This window comes from Roseateles flavus, assembly GCF_039872765.1.
Lineage (GTDB): Bacteria > Pseudomonadota > Gammaproteobacteria > Burkholderiales > Burkholderiaceae_C > Roseateles_B > Roseateles_B flavus.
The window spans coordinates 1-15,687 of the sequence record NZ_JBDPZC010000001.1 but is presented as its reverse complement, the minus strand read 5'-3'; the positions used below and the strand labels follow the sequence as shown (position 1 = coordinate 15,687).

Annotated in this window: 20 protein-coding genes; 14 read left to right on the top strand and 6 right to left on the bottom strand. The window is 72.4% G+C overall.

The annotated features are described in order from the left end of the window. The first annotated feature begins 1 nt into the window (after position 1). Both fdhD and ABDJ40_RS00095 read left to right on the top strand, forming a co-directional pair. The gene (fdhD, locus tag ABDJ40_RS00100) at positions 2-874 is read left to right on the top strand and encodes a formate dehydrogenase accessory sulfurtransferase FdhD (RefSeq protein WP_430765577.1); all 873 of its coding nucleotides are present in this window, start codon (positions 2-4) and stop codon (positions 872-874) included. A 19-nt stretch (positions 875-893) separates the two neighbouring features. Continuing rightward, a complete protein-coding gene (locus ABDJ40_RS00095; RefSeq protein WP_347604426.1) occupies positions 894-1,124 on the top strand; it encodes a formate dehydrogenase subunit delta in 231 nt (76 codons plus the stop codon). Between the two features lie 24 nt (positions 1,125-1,148). Here the strand turns inward: ABDJ40_RS00095 and ABDJ40_RS00090 are convergent, their stop codons facing one another. Beyond that, positions 1,149-2,123, bottom strand: coding sequence for a hypothetical protein (locus tag ABDJ40_RS00090; protein ID WP_347604423.1), 975 nt, complete (start codon positions 2,121-2,123; stop codon positions 1,149-1,151). A gap of 371 nt (positions 2,124-2,494) precedes the next feature. On the opposite strand from ABDJ40_RS00090, the gene ABDJ40_RS00085 reads away from it, so the two are divergent. The 4 genes from ABDJ40_RS00085 to ABDJ40_RS00070 all read left to right on the top strand — a co-directional run bounded on the left by ABDJ40_RS00085 (position 2,495) and on the right by ABDJ40_RS00070 (position 5,621). Then, complete coding sequence (locus tag ABDJ40_RS00085; protein ID WP_347604420.1) at positions 2,495-3,799, top strand: hypothetical protein; 1,305 nt, start codon at positions 2,495-2,497, stop codon at positions 3,797-3,799. A 38-nt stretch (positions 3,800-3,837) separates the two neighbouring features. Next, a complete protein-coding gene (locus ABDJ40_RS00080) occupies positions 3,838-4,041 on the top strand; it encodes a hypothetical protein (protein WP_347604417.1) in 204 nt (67 codons plus the stop codon). 104 nt (positions 4,042-4,145) lie between these two features. Further along, positions 4,146-4,661 (top strand): DUF2059 domain-containing protein, encoded by a 516-nt coding sequence (locus ABDJ40_RS00075; protein WP_347604414.1) that lies wholly within the window; start codon positions 4,146-4,148, stop codon positions 4,659-4,661. Between the two features lie 153 nt (positions 4,662-4,814). Then, positions 4,815-5,621 carry an isocitrate lyase/PEP mutase family protein gene (locus ABDJ40_RS00070; RefSeq protein ID WP_347604411.1) on the top strand — a complete coding sequence of 269 codons (807 nt, stop codon included), beginning with the start codon at positions 4,815-4,817 and terminating at the stop codon, positions 5,619-5,621. 13 nt (positions 5,622-5,634) lie between these two features. Here the strand turns inward: ABDJ40_RS00070 and ABDJ40_RS00065 are convergent, their stop codons facing one another. Then, positions 5,635-6,576, bottom strand: a complete 942-nt coding sequence (locus ABDJ40_RS00065; RefSeq protein ID WP_347604408.1) for a pyridoxamine 5'-phosphate oxidase family protein — start codon at positions 6,574-6,576, stop codon at positions 5,635-5,637. Beyond that, the gene (locus ABDJ40_RS00060) at positions 6,573-7,226 is read right to left on the bottom strand and encodes a glutathione S-transferase family protein (protein WP_347604405.1); all 654 of its coding nucleotides are present in this window, start codon (positions 7,224-7,226) and stop codon (positions 6,573-6,575) included. The genes ABDJ40_RS00065 and ABDJ40_RS00060 overlap by 4 nt, the downstream gene beginning before the upstream one ends. A gap of 107 nt (positions 7,227-7,333) precedes the next feature. Here ABDJ40_RS00060 and ABDJ40_RS00055 point away from each other — a divergent pair, with 107 nt between their 5' ends. The 3 genes from ABDJ40_RS00055 to ABDJ40_RS00045 all read left to right on the top strand — a co-directional run bounded on the left by ABDJ40_RS00055 (position 7,334) and on the right by ABDJ40_RS00045 (position 9,160). Next, positions 7,334-8,284 carry a LysR substrate-binding domain-containing protein gene (locus tag ABDJ40_RS00055; protein WP_347604402.1) on the top strand — a complete coding sequence of 317 codons (951 nt, stop codon included), beginning with the start codon at positions 7,334-7,336 and terminating at the stop codon, positions 8,282-8,284. Between the two features lie 57 nt (positions 8,285-8,341). Then, positions 8,342-8,650, top strand: coding sequence for a TPR end-of-group domain-containing protein (locus tag ABDJ40_RS00050; RefSeq protein WP_347604399.1), 309 nt, complete (start codon positions 8,342-8,344; stop codon positions 8,648-8,650). A gap of 96 nt (positions 8,651-8,746) precedes the next feature. Further along, complete coding sequence (locus tag ABDJ40_RS00045; protein WP_347604396.1) at positions 8,747-9,160, top strand: hypothetical protein; 414 nt, start codon at positions 8,747-8,749, stop codon at positions 9,158-9,160. A 28-nt stretch (positions 9,161-9,188) separates the two neighbouring features. Here ABDJ40_RS00045 and ABDJ40_RS00040 read toward each other — a convergent pair whose 3' ends face one another. Beyond that, positions 9,189-9,653 (bottom strand): GNAT family N-acetyltransferase, encoded by a 465-nt coding sequence (locus ABDJ40_RS00040; RefSeq protein WP_347604393.1) that lies wholly within the window; start codon positions 9,651-9,653, stop codon positions 9,189-9,191. Positions 9,654-9,761: 108 nt separating this feature from the next. Here ABDJ40_RS00040 and ABDJ40_RS00035 point away from each other — a divergent pair, with 108 nt between their 5' ends. The 3 genes from ABDJ40_RS00035 (at position 9,762) to ABDJ40_RS00025 (ending at position 11,182) form a co-directional block, all read left to right on the top strand. Next, entirely contained in the window at positions 9,762-10,253 is a 492-nt protein-coding gene (locus ABDJ40_RS00035; protein WP_269632434.1) for a DUF1579 domain-containing protein, read from the top strand. Between the two features lie 138 nt (positions 10,254-10,391). Next, a complete protein-coding gene (locus ABDJ40_RS00030; protein ID WP_347604388.1) occupies positions 10,392-10,607 on the top strand; it encodes a YgaP-like transmembrane domain in 216 nt (71 codons plus the stop codon). After that, on the top strand, positions 10,604-11,182 hold the full coding sequence (locus tag ABDJ40_RS00025; protein WP_347604385.1) for an RNA polymerase sigma factor: 579 nt from the start codon (positions 10,604-10,606) through the stop codon (positions 11,180-11,182). Before ABDJ40_RS00030 ends, ABDJ40_RS00025 begins: the two co-directional genes overlap by 4 nt. A 6-nt stretch (positions 11,183-11,188) precedes the next feature. On the opposite strand, the gene ABDJ40_RS00020 is transcribed toward ABDJ40_RS00025, so the two are convergent. After that, positions 11,189-11,959: an SDR family NAD(P)-dependent oxidoreductase gene (locus ABDJ40_RS00020; RefSeq protein ID WP_347604382.1), complete on the bottom strand. Its 771-nt coding sequence runs from the start codon at positions 11,957-11,959 to the stop codon at positions 11,189-11,191. 95 nt (positions 11,960-12,054) lie between these two features. On the opposite strand from ABDJ40_RS00020, the gene ABDJ40_RS00015 reads away from it, so the two are divergent. Beyond that, a complete protein-coding gene (locus tag ABDJ40_RS00015; protein WP_347604379.1) occupies positions 12,055-12,993 on the top strand; it encodes a LysR family transcriptional regulator in 939 nt (312 codons plus the stop codon). Positions 12,994-13,005: 12 nt separating this feature from the next. Here the strand turns inward: ABDJ40_RS00015 and ABDJ40_RS00010 are convergent, their stop codons facing one another. Then, complete coding sequence (locus ABDJ40_RS00010; RefSeq protein ID WP_347604376.1) at positions 13,006-13,788, bottom strand: substrate-binding periplasmic protein; 783 nt, start codon at positions 13,786-13,788, stop codon at positions 13,006-13,008. Between the two features lie 193 nt (positions 13,789-13,981). Between ABDJ40_RS00010 and moaA the strand changes: the two genes are divergently transcribed. Continuing rightward, positions 13,982-15,118: a GTP 3',8-cyclase MoaA gene (moaA, locus tag ABDJ40_RS00005; protein ID WP_347604373.1), complete on the top strand. Its 1,137-nt coding sequence runs from the start codon at positions 13,982-13,984 to the stop codon at positions 15,116-15,118. Positions 15,119-15,687: the final 569 nt, after the last annotated feature.

Below are 15,687 nucleotides of genomic sequence, written 5' to 3'. Positions count from 1 at the left end.
GATGAAACGCCCGCGCGCCACCGCCACCCCCTCGCTGGACTTCTGCGAGGGCGCCCGCGCGCTGCCGGTGCGCCGCGTGCGCGGCGGCCACAGCGCGGAGCTGCTGGACTGGGTGGCCGATGAGGTCCCCGTGGCGCTGGAGTACAACGGCGTCAGCCATGCGGTAATGCTGGCCACGCCCCTGGACCTGGAGGACTTCGCGCTGGGCTTCTCGCTCAGCGAGGGCATCCTGCAGGGCCCGGACGAGCTCTACGGCGTGGAGGAGCAGCCCGGCCCGCAGGGCATCACGCTGAAGCTGGAGATCGCCAGCGGCGCCTTCGCCCGGCTGAAGGAACGGCGCCGCACCCTGGCCGGCCGCACCGGCTGCGGCCTGTGCGGCACCGAGAGCCTGGCCCATGTGGCGCGCGACCTGCCCGCGCTGCCGGCCACAGGGGGTCAGGTCTTGCGTCGGGAGGCCATCGCTCACGCGATGAGCCAGTTCTGCGAGCAGCAGACCCTGCAGCAGGCCACCGGCGCCGTGCATGCCGCGGCCTGGTGCTCGGCCGACGGCGAGCTGCGCTGGCTGCGCGAGGACGTGGGCCGGCACAACGCGCTGGACAAGCTCATCGGCGCCCTGGCCCGCATGGGCGTGGAGGCCAGCGAAGGCTTCATCGCCGTGACCAGCCGCGCCAGCTTCGAGATGGTGCAGAAGACCGCCATGGCCGGCGTGCCGCTGCTGGCGGCGGTCTCCGCTCCCACCAGCTTCGCCGTGGCCACCGCCACGCAGGCCGGCATGACCCTGGTCGGCTTCGCGCGCGGCCAGGATCTGGTGGTCTACTGCCACCCCGAACGCCTGGACCTGGGCTCCCAGGGCGCCAGCGCCGCGCCTCACTGAACACGCATCGCGACACACCATGGACATCGCCAAACTCGTCCGCATGGCCAACCAGATCGGCACCTTCTTCCAGGCCATGCCCGACCATGCCGAAGCCCTGGAGGGCATCGCCCTGCACCTGCAGAAATTCTGGGAGCCGCGCATGCGCCGCGAATTCCTCGGCGCCCTGGAGGCGGGGCATGCCGACACCGAGGCCCTGCTGCCCATCGTGCGGGAGGCGGTGCAGAGACGGCGGGCCGCGCTGGAGTGAAGCGGCGGCGGCCCGCGCCGGGGCTTACTCGTCCCCGGAGATCAGCACCCAGTTGAAGGCGCGCGTCAGGTTGACCTGGAAGCCCACCTGGGAGACCCCGTTGTCCAGGAACTCGATGCCCACGGCCTTGCCGGTGCGGGAGCCCGGGCTGGGCAGGTGGTTCTGCGTGGGAACGTAGAACGAGGCGGGCTCGGCCACCGTGACCCGCACCTGCTTGTTCACGTACAGGGTCTGGATGTTGTTCTTCAGGTACATGCCCACGTCGATGCCACCGTAGAGGTAGGTGTTGGGCTGGATGGCATTGACGAAGCCGAACAGGGCCTGCTGCGGAGCGACGTCGAGGATCCTGCCGGAGAACGTGCCCGTGGCCAGCGCGATCTGCCCGGCCGCGCCGGCGAGCTTGCCGTTGATGTAGTCCCCCAGCCAGGGCACCCAACCCAGGGAGTTGTCACAGGCCGTGCTCTGGCTGGGCTCGAACGTGACGTTGGCGCCGCTGACGGCGCCGGTGAAGGGGTTGTAGTCCAGGGTGGCGGCAATGGATCCGATGCTCAGGGAGACCGTGCACTCGAAGCTCACCGGCCCCGAACGCCCGTTGGCCTGGAGCACGACGTCATAGCGCAGACCGTCCATCCTGAAGCGGAGGTTCCCGCCCTGCAGGCCCGACAGCGAGGCGTTCAAGGTGCCCCGCAGCACGCCGGAGGGGTACTTCATCTGCACCGTGACGTCACTGGACTGCGCCGCCGCGGCCCGCACCGCATCGTTCAGGGCCCACTGGATGCCCAGGTAGTAGCCCTGCGCCGTGTTGATCAGATTGTTCATCTGCGCCGACTGCGCCAGATCGCCGCCGGCCAGAGGCGTGCTGCTGCCCTGCCAGGTGGCGGAGGCCGCATAGCTGCTGCCGCTCAAGGAGGACTGGTAGGTGTTGCCGCTGCGGGCCTGGGCGCTGCTGGCGGACAGCAGGATGGCCAGGGTGCATCCGATCGCTTGGATCGCTTTCATGGGTTCTCTCCCTCGTAGTGGATGGGTCTTGCCGTTCGATGACGCGGCCCTGTCGCAGGGCTCGCGCCGTGGGGGTCAGCGGACGGCGCATGAGGCCGCCCGCAGCCGCCGCGGAGGCTAATGCCAGGCAGCGGTGGATCGACACCTGTCAGTTCTGACAGTGTCCCGCCTGCGCCCCTGTGACGGTATGCCCGCCTCCAGGCGCACCAGCAGCAATCCATGGAGTGCGCACCCACATTCCGCCAGGTCTGAGCAGGCCGGCGCGCTTCGCTATGCGCACAGCCCTGCCGCCGGGTCACCGCGCCGGCCCTCCTCCGCTGCGCCGGCCGCCTGCTAATGGAGGTTCTACACTCCTCGGCCGAGGAGGGAGCATGAGAGTGAGACTCTGGATCGCCGCTGGCGCCCTGCTGGGCCTGGCTTTGGCCGGATGGTGGCAATTGGGCGGGCGCGAGGCGAGTGCCTTGCCGCGCGTCGCAGGGCCGGCGGCATCATGGCCGGCCCCGCTGACCTCGCCGGCGGAGCCGGGCTCTGCCCCGATGACCCCGAAGGCCGCCCGCGTGAGCGTCGCTCAGGCCGCCTCCGCAGCCTCTGCCAACGGCACCGCCAGCCTCTCTCCCCGCGCCCTGCGCATGCGCGCGGACTGGTGCGGCTACGGGGCCGCGGAGTCCGAAAAGGACGAGCAGCAACACCCAGAGAGCAGCCGCGAGCAGCTGGAGCAGACGGACGGCATGAGGGTCCTCCGCGCGGCGCAGCGCGAGGCGCGTGCACGCTGGGTGCGGCAGCTGAGGAAGCGGGGCGACCTGCGCTCGGTAGCCCTGGCGGACTTCCTGGACGAGGCCTTCTTCGCCCTGCCCAGGGAGGATGCCGGCAGCCGCGCCCGGCTGCAGGACCTCGCCCGGCGTTCGACCGATCCACTGCTCACGGCATTGGCCCTGCGGCGCCCTTGCGCGCCGGACGAATGCACGAACATCGAGGCGACGCAGTGGTCCCGACTGGAGCCGGACAACATCCTGGCCTGGGTGGCCCAGCTGGACACATTGGCGATGAGCCGCCAGCGCCAGGCCGAACTGATCGCCCAGATCGCCGCTCAGGCCACGCACGGGGAGTCGCATGATGGCGAGATCGTGACGATGCTGCTCACCCTGCCGGTCGAGCACGAGCCCGGCTTGGCGTACCACGCCGAAGCCATGCTGCTGCATGAGTTCAACGCCGCAGGAGGTCCCGACCTGCTGAGCCTGGCCCTGGCCTGCCGCGATGCCGACGCTCTGCCCGCCACGCGGCAGCACTGTCTGCACATTGCGGATCGCCTCTGGCAGCAAGAGGACGCCTACAAGCGGTGGCTGGCGGTGGCCATTGGCCAGATCCTGGATCGCGGCAATGAGCAGTGGATATCGCGCCACCTGCTGCACGCGGCCGTGAGCCGCGCCCATCGAGAGCACGAGGCGCAGGAGTTGGAGGCCCTGGGGTCGATCCCGGCGAAAGCGCTCTGCCCGAGCCTGCCCAGGCTGCGCAACTGGGAGTTCCGCCGCCTGAGCACCAGCGAATGGCAGCAGGGCCTGGACCTCATGAAGGCCAGCGGGCTGGAACCCCGAGCCTGGCTGACGCGCTGGCATGACGCGCACCCGACGGAGCCCCGCCCGCAATATCTGGGTCCCGCACCGGCCGCCAGCCGCTGAAGGCGCGCCGGCTCGCCGCCCACGGCACAATGCCGCCCATGAGCCAAGCAGTCCCCCCCATCCAGCTGACCCCCGAGGAACGCGACCACCTCTGGTACATGCCCCAGCAGCCCGGCGGTCGCGTCGTGCCGGAGCACCTCCAGCAGCGCCTGCAGGACCTGGGCCTGGTGACCGCCCCCCTGGCCAATGGCCAGCGCGGCATCACCGTGCTGGGCGACAAGGTCCGGCGCGGCGTGATCTGAGCCCAGGCTGAGGCCGGACCCGAATCCGGGGTACAAGTGCGTCCTGCCTGCCCCCTGGCCTCCTCGCGGACCGGGCCGCCAGTGATCAAGAACCGGGAACACCCATGAAGCACCTTTTCAAGACCACCCTCGCCATCGCCACCCTGGGTTTCAGCAGCCTGGGCTTTGCCGCCGACACGGCGCCCGTCGAGGCCGCCCGCCTGCTCGACACCCTGAACCTGCAGCGCGTGCTGCAGGAATCCATCGAGACCTCGCTGGACGCCCAGATCCAGCGCCAGCCCAAGCTCGTGCCCTACCGGGAGGTGATGCTGAAGTTCATGGCCAAGTACATGAGCTATGAGGGGCTCAAGGACGAGCTGGTCGACATCTATGCCAAGGAGTTCACCGGCGAGGAGCTGGCCACTCTGCGCGAGTTCTACCAGACCCCCGTGGGCCGCAAGGCCATCGAGCGCCTGCCCGCGCTCATGGGGCAGGGCATGCAGATGGGCCAGCGGCGCGTGCAGGCCCACCTGGGCGAGCTGGAGGACATGATCAAGGCCGAGACCGAGCGCCTGCAATCGCAGCAGCCGTCACAGCAGCCAGCGCAAGCGCCAGCGCAGCAGCAGAAGAAGGCGAAGTGAAGCCGGCCTGAGCGGCCTGAGCGGCGTGCGCTGGCCGCCCGGCCCGCCACGTCCGCTGTGCGCGCGAACCGTGAGGCACAGGTCCGATTCCGTCCAGCCCCGAGCGGTCCTGGCGTCTAGAGTGCAGGCATTCCATCCACTGCCTGCACTGTCATGAGCACGCCAATTCAAGACTTCCATGCCCTCCACGCCCCCGGCCAGCTGCTGATCCTGGCCAATGTCTGGGACGCCGGCAGCGCCGTGCTCGCCCGGCAGGCCGGCGCCCGCGCCCTGGCCACCAGCAGCGCCGCGCTGGCGTGGTCCCTGGGCCATGCCGATGGCGACCTGCTGCCCCGCCAGGAGCTGCTGGACGCCGTCGCCCGCATCCAGCGCGTCAACCCCCTGCCTCTGACGGTGGACATCGAGAACGGCTACAGCGACGAGCCGGGCGCCGTGCTCGCCCTGGTGCGCGAGCTGCTCGCCCGGGGCGTCGTCGGCATCAATCTGGAAGACGGCTCGCAGCCCCCCGCACTGATGGAGGCCAAGCTGCGCGCGCTGCGCGAGGCCCTGCCGCGCCCGGGCCTGTTCATCAATGCCCGCATCGACACCTACCTGCAGCGCTCGCTGCCCCCCGAGGCGCTGGAAGACGAGGCCCGCACGCGCATGGCACGCTATGCGGCCGCCGGCGCCGACGGCCTCTTCCTGCCCGGGCTGGCCGATCTGGACGTGGCCCACCGCCTGGCCGCGTCGACACCGCTGCCGCTGAACCTGATGAGCTGGCCCGGCCTGGCTGGCGCCGACGCCCTGCGCGCGGCCGGCGTGCGCCGCCTCAGCGCGGGCGCCTCGCTGTTCAAGTCCTGCTACGGCGCCCTGCTGACGGACATGTCCCGCCTGCATGAGCAGGGCGAGTTCGACGGCTGGGCCCGCGCCCTGGACTACGCCCGCACCAACGCGTGGATGGACGCCGCCCGCGGCCGCTGAGCCGCCTGCCGCGTCATGCCGGCAGGAACTGCGGCGCCAGGTCCGGCGCACTCCAGCGCAGGGGCAGGGCCGCGGGGCGCCAGCGCCCCTGCAGCAGCCGCAGCTTCAGCAGGCGCTGGGCTCCCGGAAAGTCCGCCAGCTCCGGGCCTTCATGCTGGATCTCGGCCTGCGCCGCCAGCTGCAGCAGATGGCCGTGCTGCCAGTCGACGAAGAGCAGGCCCGCGCGCGGCCAGGCCAGCAGATTGCCCAGGGTGTTGAAGAAGCGGTTGCCGGCATAGTCCGGCACGATGAGCTGGTCGCCCCCGGCCTCCCGCCGCACGCGCACAAAGCCGGGGCGGCCCCCGCGGTGCGAGATGTCGACGCCCGCTCCCTGAGGGCCGGTGCCCGCCGGCCGGGCGCTGCTGCTGCTGGCGATGAAGAGCGTGTCGGCCTCCTGCACCAGGGCCAGCGCCTCGGCACCGAGCGAAGGGCCCAGGGTCTGGACCGGCCCCGGCTCGCGCCGGACGTGCTCGGCCCGCCGGCCCTGGATGTACTTGGGGCAGTTGCCGAAACTCTGACCCACGCGAACCGAGAAGCCGGCCGCGTCCAGCGCCTGGACCGTGCCATTCATGCGGTTGCGGCGGCGGGTGTGCGGCTCCAGTCCCAGCAGCGCCACGGCTGCGCCGGGGTGCAGGCCCTGGGCGGCCGGATCCTCGGCCGTCGGGCGAGCATCCAGCCGCAGCTGATGCGCGTCCGGGCTGCGGGCGAAGCCCGGCGCGCCGCTGAGCAGGGTGGCCCAGGGCTGGCCCTGAGCGTCGAGGGTGCCCAGCCACATCGTCGGCAGCTGCGCAAAGAAGTCGCGATGCTGGTCAGGCATGGCGTCCCGGATCATCCGCCCGCCCAGCTCGGACAGGGCCTCGCGCAGGCCCAGTCGTTCGTGCATCTGCTGCTCACCCGCGTGGAAGCGTGCACTCATGACAACGCCTCCAGGCCTGGCGCGACGGGCATGGGCACGAATCCCGGCAAGGCCTCGACCGCGGCCAGCCAGCGGCGGATGTGCCCATACGGCGCCAGCGACAGTCCGCCTTCCGGCGCGCGGGCCGTGTAGGCGTACAGCGCCAGGTCGGCCAGCGTCGGGTGCGGCGCGGCCAGCCAGGGTTGACGGGCCAGCTGCTGCTCCATGGCACCGAACAGGCGTTCGGCCAGGGCCGGGGCCTGGGGCACCGGCGGACGGCCGAACAGCGCGGCCGCGCGAGCCGCTGCCGGCCCGTGGGCCAGCGGGCCGGCGGCCAGGCTCAGCCAGCGCTGCACGGCGGCCTGCTGCACCGGGGACTCCGGCAGCCACTGGCGGCGGGGATCGTGGCGCAACGCCAGGTAGACCAGGATGGCATTGCTGTCCGACAGCACCTGGCCGTCGATCTCCAGCACCGGCACCTGGCCCAGGGGATTGAGCGCCAGGAATTCGGGCCGGCGCTGCTCACCCTGGCGCAGGTCCAGCTCTCGTTCCTCCCAGGGCAGGCCCAGCAGGGACAGCAGCAGACGCACCCGGTGCACATGGCCGGACAGGGCAAAGCCATGCAGGCGGGCGGGCGTGGAGTTCGTGGCGGCGGTGGACGGCGAAGACATGGCGGGCGCTCCCGGAGTGATGAATGGGCCTCAGCCTATCCATTGCCTGGAACTTGATGAATAGCCTGCGTCTACATTTCAGAATTGCAGATTCTGAAAGGATTGCCATGGATCACCTGCAGTGCATCCGGACCTTTGTCGCCGTGGCGGAGGCCGGCAGCCTGGCCGCCGCGGCCCGCCAGCAGGAGGTCTCGGCGCCCACCGTCACCCGGGCCATCGCCCTGCTGGAGCGCCGCCTGGGCGCGCCGCTGCTGGTCCGCACGACGCGCAGCCTGCAGCTGACCGAGACCGGCGAGCAGTACCTCGGCGATGCGCGGCGCGTGCTGGCCGAGCTGGACGCCGCCGAGGCCGCCGTGACGGGCCAGCGCCAGCTGGTCCAGGGGCGGCTCGCGGTGACGGCGCCCGAGCTCTTCGGTCAGCGCCATATCGCGCCTCTGCTGTTCGAGTTCCTGGACCAGCACCCGCAGCTGGAGGCCCGCGCCTTCTTCAGCAATCGCCTGGTCCACCTGATCGACGAGGGCTTTGACGTGGCCCTGCGCATCGGCCAGTTGCCGGACTCCGGGCTCACCGCCGTGCCGGTGGGCAGCCTGCGCGTGGCGATGGTGGCGGCACCGGCCTACCTGGCCCGGGCCGGCCGCCCCCGCACGCCGGCCGACCTGGCCCGGCATCGCATCATCGGGTTCAGCATCGAGGGCCAGGGGCGGGTCGACTGGCAGTTCCCCGGGCACAAGAGCATGCGGCCGCCCGCGGAGCGCCTGATCGTGAATGCCAACGGCACCAAGGTGGCGGCGGCGGTGGCCGGCCAGGGCATCACCCGCGCCCTGGCCTACCAGGTCACGGACGAGGTCCGCGACGGCCGCCTGCGCGTGCTGATGCGCGACTGCGAGCCGCCGCCCGTGCCGGTGCACCTGGTCTATCCGGCGGGGCGGCTGGCCACGGCCAAGGTGCGCCAGTTCGTGCAGTTCGCCGCCGAGCGGCTGCGCACCCTGCCCGTGCTGCAGGGGCGCGGCCTGGAGCCGCCACGGCGCACCGGATCCGGACAGGGAACTCCGGGATGATGGACGCGCAGTAGCGGCGCTATGCTGCGCGGCCATCGACACGACGAGGAGGCACACATGATGAGTCGGACAGCGCTGGCATGCCTGGGCCTGGGACTGCTGGCCCCGTTGCAGCACGCATGGGCGCAGGACGAGCAGTGCCAGCAGGTCCGCCGGCGCTACACGCAGGGCACACCGTCGGCGACCGCAGAGAACGAGATGGCTTTCTGCGCGGCCCGCGAAGGCCAGGTGGAGCAAGCCTTCTCCTTCCTCGAGAAAGCCCTGGCCAAGGGGCTGCACGACTACCGCCAGGTCGCCGACGACGAAGACTACCTGCCCCTGCGCCCCGACCCGCGCTGGCCCGCCCTGCTGCAGCGCCTGGCTTAGGCCGAGCAGGCCTATCTGAAGACCATCAATGCCGAGCTCAAGGCCCTGCACGATGCCGACCAGGCGGACCGGCGCGCCCCCAGCATCGACTGGGCCGTGGTGGGGCCGCGCGACGACGAGCGCCGCGCCCGGGTGCTGGCCCTGGCCGCGCAGGGGCAGCTCAAGGCCGCCGACGACTACTACCACGCCGCCCTGGTGATGCAGCACGGCCGCACGCCGGAGGACTATGCCCGGGCCATGCAGTGGGCGCGGCAGGCCTGGACGCTCGACCCGCTGCAGCACAGCGCCCGCTGGCTCAGCGCCGCCGCCGAGGACAGGTACCTGCACGCCCTGGACAAGCCCCAGGTGTGGGGCACCCAGTACCGCAAGCCCAAGGGGCAGGAGCGCTGGACGCAGGAGCCCTTTGACCGCGAGGCCAGGACCGACGCCGAACGCGAAGCCATGGGCGTGCCCACCCTGGCCCGGAGCGAGCAGCGGCTCCAGCGCATGAACGCCGCCCCCGCGCACTGAGCAGGCGGGCGGGGCGCTCAGGGGACGCTCAGGGGGCGGTGGCGTCCGGCAGCAACTCCAGCTCCTCGTCACCGAAGCGGTCCGTGCGGCCGGTGGGCCGCCAGCCCAGGCGGCGGTAAAAGCCATGCGAGCGCAGCGCCGGGTCGCTGCCGCAACCCAGGAAGAGCCGGCGGTGGCCGCGAGCCCGCAGATCCGCCACGAGGCGCAGCAACAGCCGCCGGCCCAGGCCCCGGCCCTCGAAGGCCGGCAGCAGGGCCAGCACCACGACCTCGCCGCTGCCGACGTCACCGAAGGCATAGCCGGCCATCACCTCGCCCGCCCAGGCCACATGGCCGATCAGCTCGCCCCGGCTCACCTGGCCGGACCAGGACGCCACGGTGATGCCCAGCGCGGCCAGGCGCTCGGGCGGGATGGCGTTCTCGCGGGTGCGGCCGCGCAGGTCCACGCAGGCGGCGATGTCTTCCGGCAGCGCCGGGCGCAGGTCGATGTCCATGCCGCGCATTGTGCCGGCCGCGCCGCGCCGCCGCGGTCTGCTGACAAGCCGTGGCAGTGGCAGGCCGTACGCTCTGCGCCCTGACCACCCCTGTCTCCAGGACGGACCATGACACTCCCGCTGCGCGACGACGCCCCGCATGACTTCGACTTCATCCACGGCCACTGGCGCGTGCGCCACCGCCGCCTGCTGAAGCGGCTGCAGGGCTGCCAGGACTGGGTGAGCTTCGAGGGGCTGTCGTCCACGCGCCCGGTGCTGGGCGGCTTCGGCAACCTGGAGGACAACCTGCTCCAGCTGCCCGAGGGCGAGGTGCGGGCCGTGGCGCTGCGCTCCTATGACGCGGCCCGCCGGCAATGGTCGATCTGGTGGCTGGACGGCCGCCTGCCCGGCCAGCTGGACACGCCCGTGGTGGGCCGCTTCCAGGGGCACCGCGGCGAGTTTCTGGCCGAGGACCAGCTGGACGGCCGCCCTATCCGCGTGCGCTTCATCTGGCTGGCCGAGCCCGGCCAGCCGCCGCGCTGGAGCCAGGCCTTCTCGCCCGACGGCGGCCAGACCTGGGAGGAGAACTGGACCATGGAGTTCCTGCCGCTGGCCCGCTGAGGGCCTGCCGGGGGCCGCGACGGCCCTGCTGCCACGCCCGGCGCGTTCCCGTCACTTTTTTTGCCGGTGGCTGAATCCTTTCGCGCCGGCCGCGCCTCCTGTGCTGGGTGATCCACTTCCAGCCCGAGGAGGCTGTCCATGTTCTACCTGAAACGCAATGTGCCCGCGGCCGAACGCATCGCACGTCTGGCGGGCGCCACCCTGATGGTCCTGGCCGCGGTCCTGGGCGGCCTGGAACCGGCCTGGGCCTGGCTGCTGGGCGGCTCCGGCCTGGGCCTGGCGCTCACCGCCCTGCTCGGCTTCTGCCCGGCCTGCGCGATGATGGGCCGCCGCCCCCTGGACCGTCAGCCATGAACCCTGCCCACACCCCCCTGGTCGAGGCCGCCCGCGCGGGCGACACCCAGGCCCTGCACGAGCTGCTGCGCCGCTGTCAGCCGGACCTGCGCCGCTTCGCCCGGCGCAGCTGCGCCAGCAGCGAGGACGCCGAGGACGCCGTGCAGCTGGCCCTGTGGCAGCTGCACCGCCGCATCGGCACCCTGCGCACGGTGGCGACCTTCACGACCTGGCTGTTCCGCATCGTCGAGCGCGAGTGCTGGCGCCTGCTGCGCGGCCAGCCCCGCCATGTGCCCCTGGACGAACTGGCCGCCCAGGACCATCCCGAGGCGCCCGCCCTGCCCCTGGACCTGCGCCAGGACCTGGTCCGCGCCCTGCAGGCCCTGAGCCCGCCCTACCGCGAGGTGCTGCTGCTGCGCGATGTGCACGAGCTCAGCGGCCCGGAGGTGGCCGCCGAGCTGGGCCTGAGCCTGGAGGCGGTGAAGAGCCGCCTGCACCGGGGCCGGGCCCAGGTGCGCGAACGCCTGCTGGCCAGCGGCTACTGGATGAAGGACGGCGTGCCGGAGCCCCAGACCGCAGGCGCCCCGCCCCGCTGAGCCCGCTCAGAGGAACATGCCGCCCGAGGCCTCGATGCGCTGGCCGGTGATCCAGGCCGCGCCGGGCTGCATCAGGGCCGCCACGGCGCCGCCGATGTCCTCGGCCTCGCCCACCCGACCCAGGGCGGTGACGGAGGCCAGGAAGGCATTGAGCTGGGCGTTGTCGCGCACCGCACCGCCGCCGAAGTCGGTGGCGATGGCCCCCGGCGCCAGGGTGTTGACCCGGATCCCCCGCGCCGCCAGCTCCCGGGCCTGGTAGCGGCTCATCACCTCCACCGCGCCCTTCATGGCGGCATAGCCCGCATAGCCGGGCACGGTGAAACGGGTCAGGCCACTGGAGATGTTGAGCAGCCGGGCGCCGTCGGCCAGCAGGGGCAGCAGGGCCTGGGTCAGGAAGAAGGGACCCTGCAGGTGCAGGCGCCACATCTGCTCCAGCTGGGCCGGCGTGGTCTCCGCCACGCTGGCGTGCAGGCCGGCGCCGGCGTTGTTGACCAGGCCGTCCAGCTGCTCGCGACCCCAGGCGGCCAGCTGCGATTGCAGCGCCTGCACAAAGGCCGGAAAGCCGTCGACCTGGGCCATCTCCAGCGGCAGGGCCGCGGCGCGGCGCCCCAGGGCCTCGATCCGGGCGACCACCCCCTGCGCCGCCTCGGCCGCGTCGCGGTAGGTGATCAGCACGTCGTGCCCGCTGCGGGCCAGCGCCAGGGCCATGGCGGCGCCCAGGCCGCGGCTGCCGCCGGTGATCAGGGTGATCGGGGTGGGGTGGGAGGGTTGGTTCATGACAGCGTCCTGCATCGGTTGAGGGATGCGTTCACTTTATTGATCGCTTGATTGCACATAAAGTCGAGCCAATTGAACGGACTGTTCTGATAATCATGAACAAAGAAGGGGATTTGGACCTGGCCTCGCTGCGCGTCTTCGTGCGTGTGGCCGAGCTGGCGCATTTCAGCCGCGCCGCGGAAGGTCTGGGCCTGCCCAAGGCGCGGGTGAGCCAGGTGGTCGGCGAGCTGGAGGCACGCCTGGGCACGCGGCTGCTGCAGCGCACCACGCGCCGGGTCAGCCTCACGCCGGACGGCAGCCTGCTGCTGGAGCGCGCCCGCGCCCTGCTGGACGAGGCGGCTGACATCGGCACGCTCTTCCAGCAGGAGGGCGAGCTCGGCGGCCGCCTGCGCGTGGACCTGCCGGTGCGCCTGGCCCTGCAGGCGGTCTTCCCCGCCCTGCCCGCCTTCCTGGACGCCCACCCCGGCCTGCAGCTGGAGCTCAGCTGCACGGACCGCCGGGTCGACCTGATCGAGGAAGGGGTGGACGCCGTGCTGCGCGTCGGTCCCGTGCACGACACCAGCCTGGTGGCGCGGCCGCTGGGCCAGCTGCCCATGGTCAATGTGGCCAGCCCGGCCTACCTGGACCGCCACGGCCGGCCGCGCTCGCCCGAGGAGCTGCAGCAGCAGGGGCATGTGCTGGTGCACTACAGCCAGACGTTTGCCGAGCGCGAGGCCGTCTTCGAATGGCTGGACGCGGCCGGCGCGCCGCGGCGCCTGCCGCTGCCCTGGCGGGTGTCCGTGAACAACACCGATGCCTTCGAGGCCGCGGCCCTGGCCGGCGCCGGCATCGTGCAGCTGCCCTTCACCGGCGTGCGCGAGGCCCTGGCCCAGGGCCGGCTGGAACGCCTGCTGCCCGGCTGCGAGGCGCCGCCCCTGCCCATCACCCTGCTGCGCAGCGCGCGCCGGCACACGCCCCGGCGGGTGCGGGTGTTCATGGACTGGCTGGCCCAGGCCCTGGACCGCGCGCTGGCGGACGCCCGCCGGACGCCCTGAGCCCGCCGCGCCTCAGACGCCGTACTGCCGCCGCAGCGCGTCCACCCGCCCCTGACGGCGCAGCTGCTCCAGGGCCTCCTGCAGCTGCTGGGCCAGCGCCCGGGCGGCGGGCACCACGCCGAACCAGTAGGCGCCCTCGCCGTCCAGCTCCTGGACGGGCCGCAGGAGGTCGCTGGGCAGGCCCAGCTGGCGGGCGGCCCAGGCCGCGGCCAGCTCATTCATGGCCAGGTACTCGGCGCGCCCGGCCACCAGCATGCGCAGGGCCGTCGTGTAATTGGCCGACACCTGCAACTGGGCCGGCGGCACATGGAAGTCCTCCAGCAGCTTGCGGTGCGTGGCCGTGCCCTTGTTGACCACCACCTGGGCCTTGCCCAGGCGGGACCAGCCCTGGAACTCCAGCTCGCTGCGCTGGGCCAGGCGGTAGAGCATCACCCGGCGCCGCAGCACGGGGCCGATCCACAGGTACATCTCCTCGCGCTCGGGCAGGCGCACCAGGGGGAAGGCCACCATGCCCGGCCCCAGCATGGCCGACTGCTGCAGGCGCAAGAAGGGCTGGATCTCGACCGAGGCCGGCAGGCCCAGCTGGGCGGCCATCTCCCGGAAAAGATCGGCGAAGAGGCCCTGGACCCGTCCGCCCTCCTCGAAGCTCAAGGGCGGCAGCGGGTTCGCGTAGCCCTGCAGCTGGTCCAGGCCCAGGGGTGAGGTCGCGGCCCAGGCCGGCGCCGCCAGTGTGCCCGCTGCCAGCAGGGCCTGGAGGCACTGGCGGCGGGACGATGACGGGTCATGCGCGCTCATGGCCCCATGATCGGGCCCTGGCCCACGCAAAGCTGACGGGCCGGGCCAAGCCCGGGCATTCCGTGATTTGTCACCGTCGCCACTGTCGCCCGGCGGCGGCTTCACGGACTCTTGCCGGACCGGGTCTTGACCTTGCTCAAGCCCGATGCCCTTGCGGCGGCGACCGCCGGCAGCGCGCGGCACAATGGGCGCCATGTCCGAACGCGTGATCCCCCTGCTGGACCAGCGCCAGCGCTCCCCGGTGCCGCCCCGGCCGGCCGGGATCGCCCTGCCCGAGCCAGGGACGGCCCTGCTGGACGCCCGCGGGCGCCCCTTGCGCGACCTGCGCATCTCGGTGACGGACCGCTGCAACTTCCGCTGCAGCTACTGCATGCCCAAGGAGGTCTTCGACCACTACCACCCCTTCCTCTCGCACGGGGAGTTGCTGAGCTTCGAGGAGATCACCCGGCTGGCCGGCGTCTTCGTGAAGCTGGGGGTGCAGAAGCTGCGGCTGACCGGGGGCGAGCCCCTGCTGCGCAAGCATGTGGAGCGCCTGGTCGAGCTGCTGGCGCCGCTGCGCACGCCGCAGGGCCGGCCCCTGGACCTGACGCTGACGACCAACGGCTCCCTGCTGGCCCGCAAGGCCCGGGCGCTGAAGGACGCCGGCCTGCAGCGCGTCACGGTGAGCCTGGATGCACTGGATGACACCATCTTCCAGCGCATGAACGATGTCGGCTTCCCGGTCGGCGAGGTGCTGGCGGGCATCGAGGCCGCGCAGGCGGTGGGCCTCGGGCCCATCAAGGTGAACATGGTGGTCAAGCGCGGCACCAACGAGGACCAGATCATCCCGCTGGCCCGGCACTTCAAGGGCACGGGCGTGGTCCTGCGCTTCATCGAGTACATGGACGTGGGCGCCAGCAATGGCTGGCGCATGGACGAGGTCCTGCCCTCGGCCCAGGTGCTGGCGCGGCTGCGCGAGCATTGGGAGATGCGGCCGCTCTCGGCCAGTGCGCCGGGCGAGACCGCCGAGCGCTGGGGCTATGCCGATGGCTCGGGCGAGATCGGCCTGATCTCCAGCGTCACTCAGGCCTTCTGCGGAGACTGCAACCGGGCGCGCCTGTCCACCGAGGGCCAGCTCTACACCTGCCTCTTCGCCAGCGGCGGCCACGACCTGCGCGCCCTGCTGCGCGGCGAGCGCGGCCATGCCGCCCTGGACGACGATACCCTGGCCGCCACCCTGGCCGCCCTGTGGAACCGGCGGGCGGACCGCTATTCCGAGCTGCGCTCCGAGCTGGCGGCCGAGCCGGGGAGCGGGCAGCGGCGGATCGAGATGCACTACATCGGAGGATGAATGGCTCCCCCCCTACCGGCTTCGCCGGCCCCCTCGAGGGGGCACGGCCGTAGGACCGGCAAAGCCGGATCCTCGGCCGTCGTGCCTGAGGGCCTGCTGGCGCGGCCCGCTCAGATGGCGTCCGTTGGCGGGTGGCGCGGCCCGGACGCATGCAGCGGGGGCTGGACCGGCAAAGCCGGATCCTCGGCCGTCGTGCCTGAGGGCCTGCTGGCGCGGCCCGGGTGGATGGCGTCCGTTGGCGGGTGGCGCGGCCCGGACGCATGCAGCGGGGGCTGGACCGGCAAAGCCGGATCCTCGGCCGTCGTGCCTGAGGGCCTGCTGGCGCGGCCCGGGTGGATGGCGTCCGTTGGCGGGTGGCGCGGCCCGGACGCATGCAGCGGGGGCTGGACCGGCAAAGCCGGATCCTCGGCCGTCGTGCCTGAGGGCCTGCTGGCGCGGCCCGGGTGGATGGCGTCCGTTGGCGGGTGGCGCGGCCCGGACGCATGCAGCGGGGGCTGGACCGGCAAAGCCGGATCCTCGGCCGTCGTGCCTGAGGGCCTGCTGGCGCGGCCCGGGTGGATGGCGTCCGT

Coding starts and splice junctions, on each gene's coding strand:
- ABDJ40_RS00015 (WP_347604379.1), top strand. CDS start 12,055: ATGAACAAAGAAGGGGATTTGGACCTGGCCTCGCTGCGCGTCTTCGTG.
- ABDJ40_RS00095 (WP_347604426.1), top strand. CDS start 894: ATGGACATCGCCAAACTCGTCCGCATGGCCAACCAGATCGGCACCTTC.
- ABDJ40_RS00030 (WP_347604388.1), top strand. CDS start 10,392: ATGTTCTACCTGAAACGCAATGTGCCCGCGGCCGAACGCATCGCACGT.
- fdhD (WP_430765577.1), top strand. CDS start 2: ATGAAACGCCCGCGCGCCACCGCCACCCCCTCGCTGGACTTCTGCGAG.
- ABDJ40_RS00020 (WP_347604382.1), bottom strand. CDS start 11,959: ATGAACCAACCCTCCCACCCCACCCCGATCACCCTGATCACCGGCGGC.
- ABDJ40_RS00010 (WP_347604376.1), bottom strand. CDS start 13,788: ATGAGCGCGCATGACCCGTCATCGTCCCGCCGCCAGTGCCTCCAGGCC.
- ABDJ40_RS00040 (WP_347604393.1), bottom strand. CDS start 9,653: ATGGACATCGACCTGCGCCCGGCGCTGCCGGAAGACATCGCCGCCTGC.
- ABDJ40_RS00060 (WP_347604405.1), bottom strand. CDS start 7,226: ATGTCTTCGCCGTCCACCGCCGCCACGAACTCCACGCCCGCCCGCCTG.
- ABDJ40_RS00025 (WP_347604385.1), top strand. CDS start 10,604: ATGAACCCTGCCCACACCCCCCTGGTCGAGGCCGCCCGCGCGGGCGAC.
- moaA (WP_347604373.1), top strand. CDS start 13,982: ATGTCCGAACGCGTGATCCCCCTGCTGGACCAGCGCCAGCGCTCCCCG.
- ABDJ40_RS00035 (WP_269632434.1), top strand. CDS start 9,762: ATGACACTCCCGCTGCGCGACGACGCCCCGCATGACTTCGACTTCATC.
- ABDJ40_RS00050 (WP_347604399.1), top strand. CDS start 8,342: ATGATGAGTCGGACAGCGCTGGCATGCCTGGGCCTGGGACTGCTGGCC.
- ABDJ40_RS00055 (WP_347604402.1), top strand. CDS start 7,334: ATGGATCACCTGCAGTGCATCCGGACCTTTGTCGCCGTGGCGGAGGCC.
- ABDJ40_RS00090 (WP_347604423.1), bottom strand. CDS start 2,123: ATGAAAGCGATCCAAGCGATCGGATGCACCCTGGCCATCCTGCTGTCC.
- ABDJ40_RS00075 (WP_347604414.1), top strand. CDS start 4,146: ATGAAGCACCTTTTCAAGACCACCCTCGCCATCGCCACCCTGGGTTTC.
- ABDJ40_RS00085 (WP_347604420.1), top strand. CDS start 2,495: ATGAGAGTGAGACTCTGGATCGCCGCTGGCGCCCTGCTGGGCCTGGCT.
- ABDJ40_RS00065 (WP_347604408.1), bottom strand. CDS start 6,576: ATGAGTGCACGCTTCCACGCGGGTGAGCAGCAGATGCACGAACGACTG.
- ABDJ40_RS00080 (WP_347604417.1), top strand. CDS start 3,838: ATGAGCCAAGCAGTCCCCCCCATCCAGCTGACCCCCGAGGAACGCGAC.
- ABDJ40_RS00070 (WP_347604411.1), top strand. CDS start 4,815: ATGAGCACGCCAATTCAAGACTTCCATGCCCTCCACGCCCCCGGCCAG.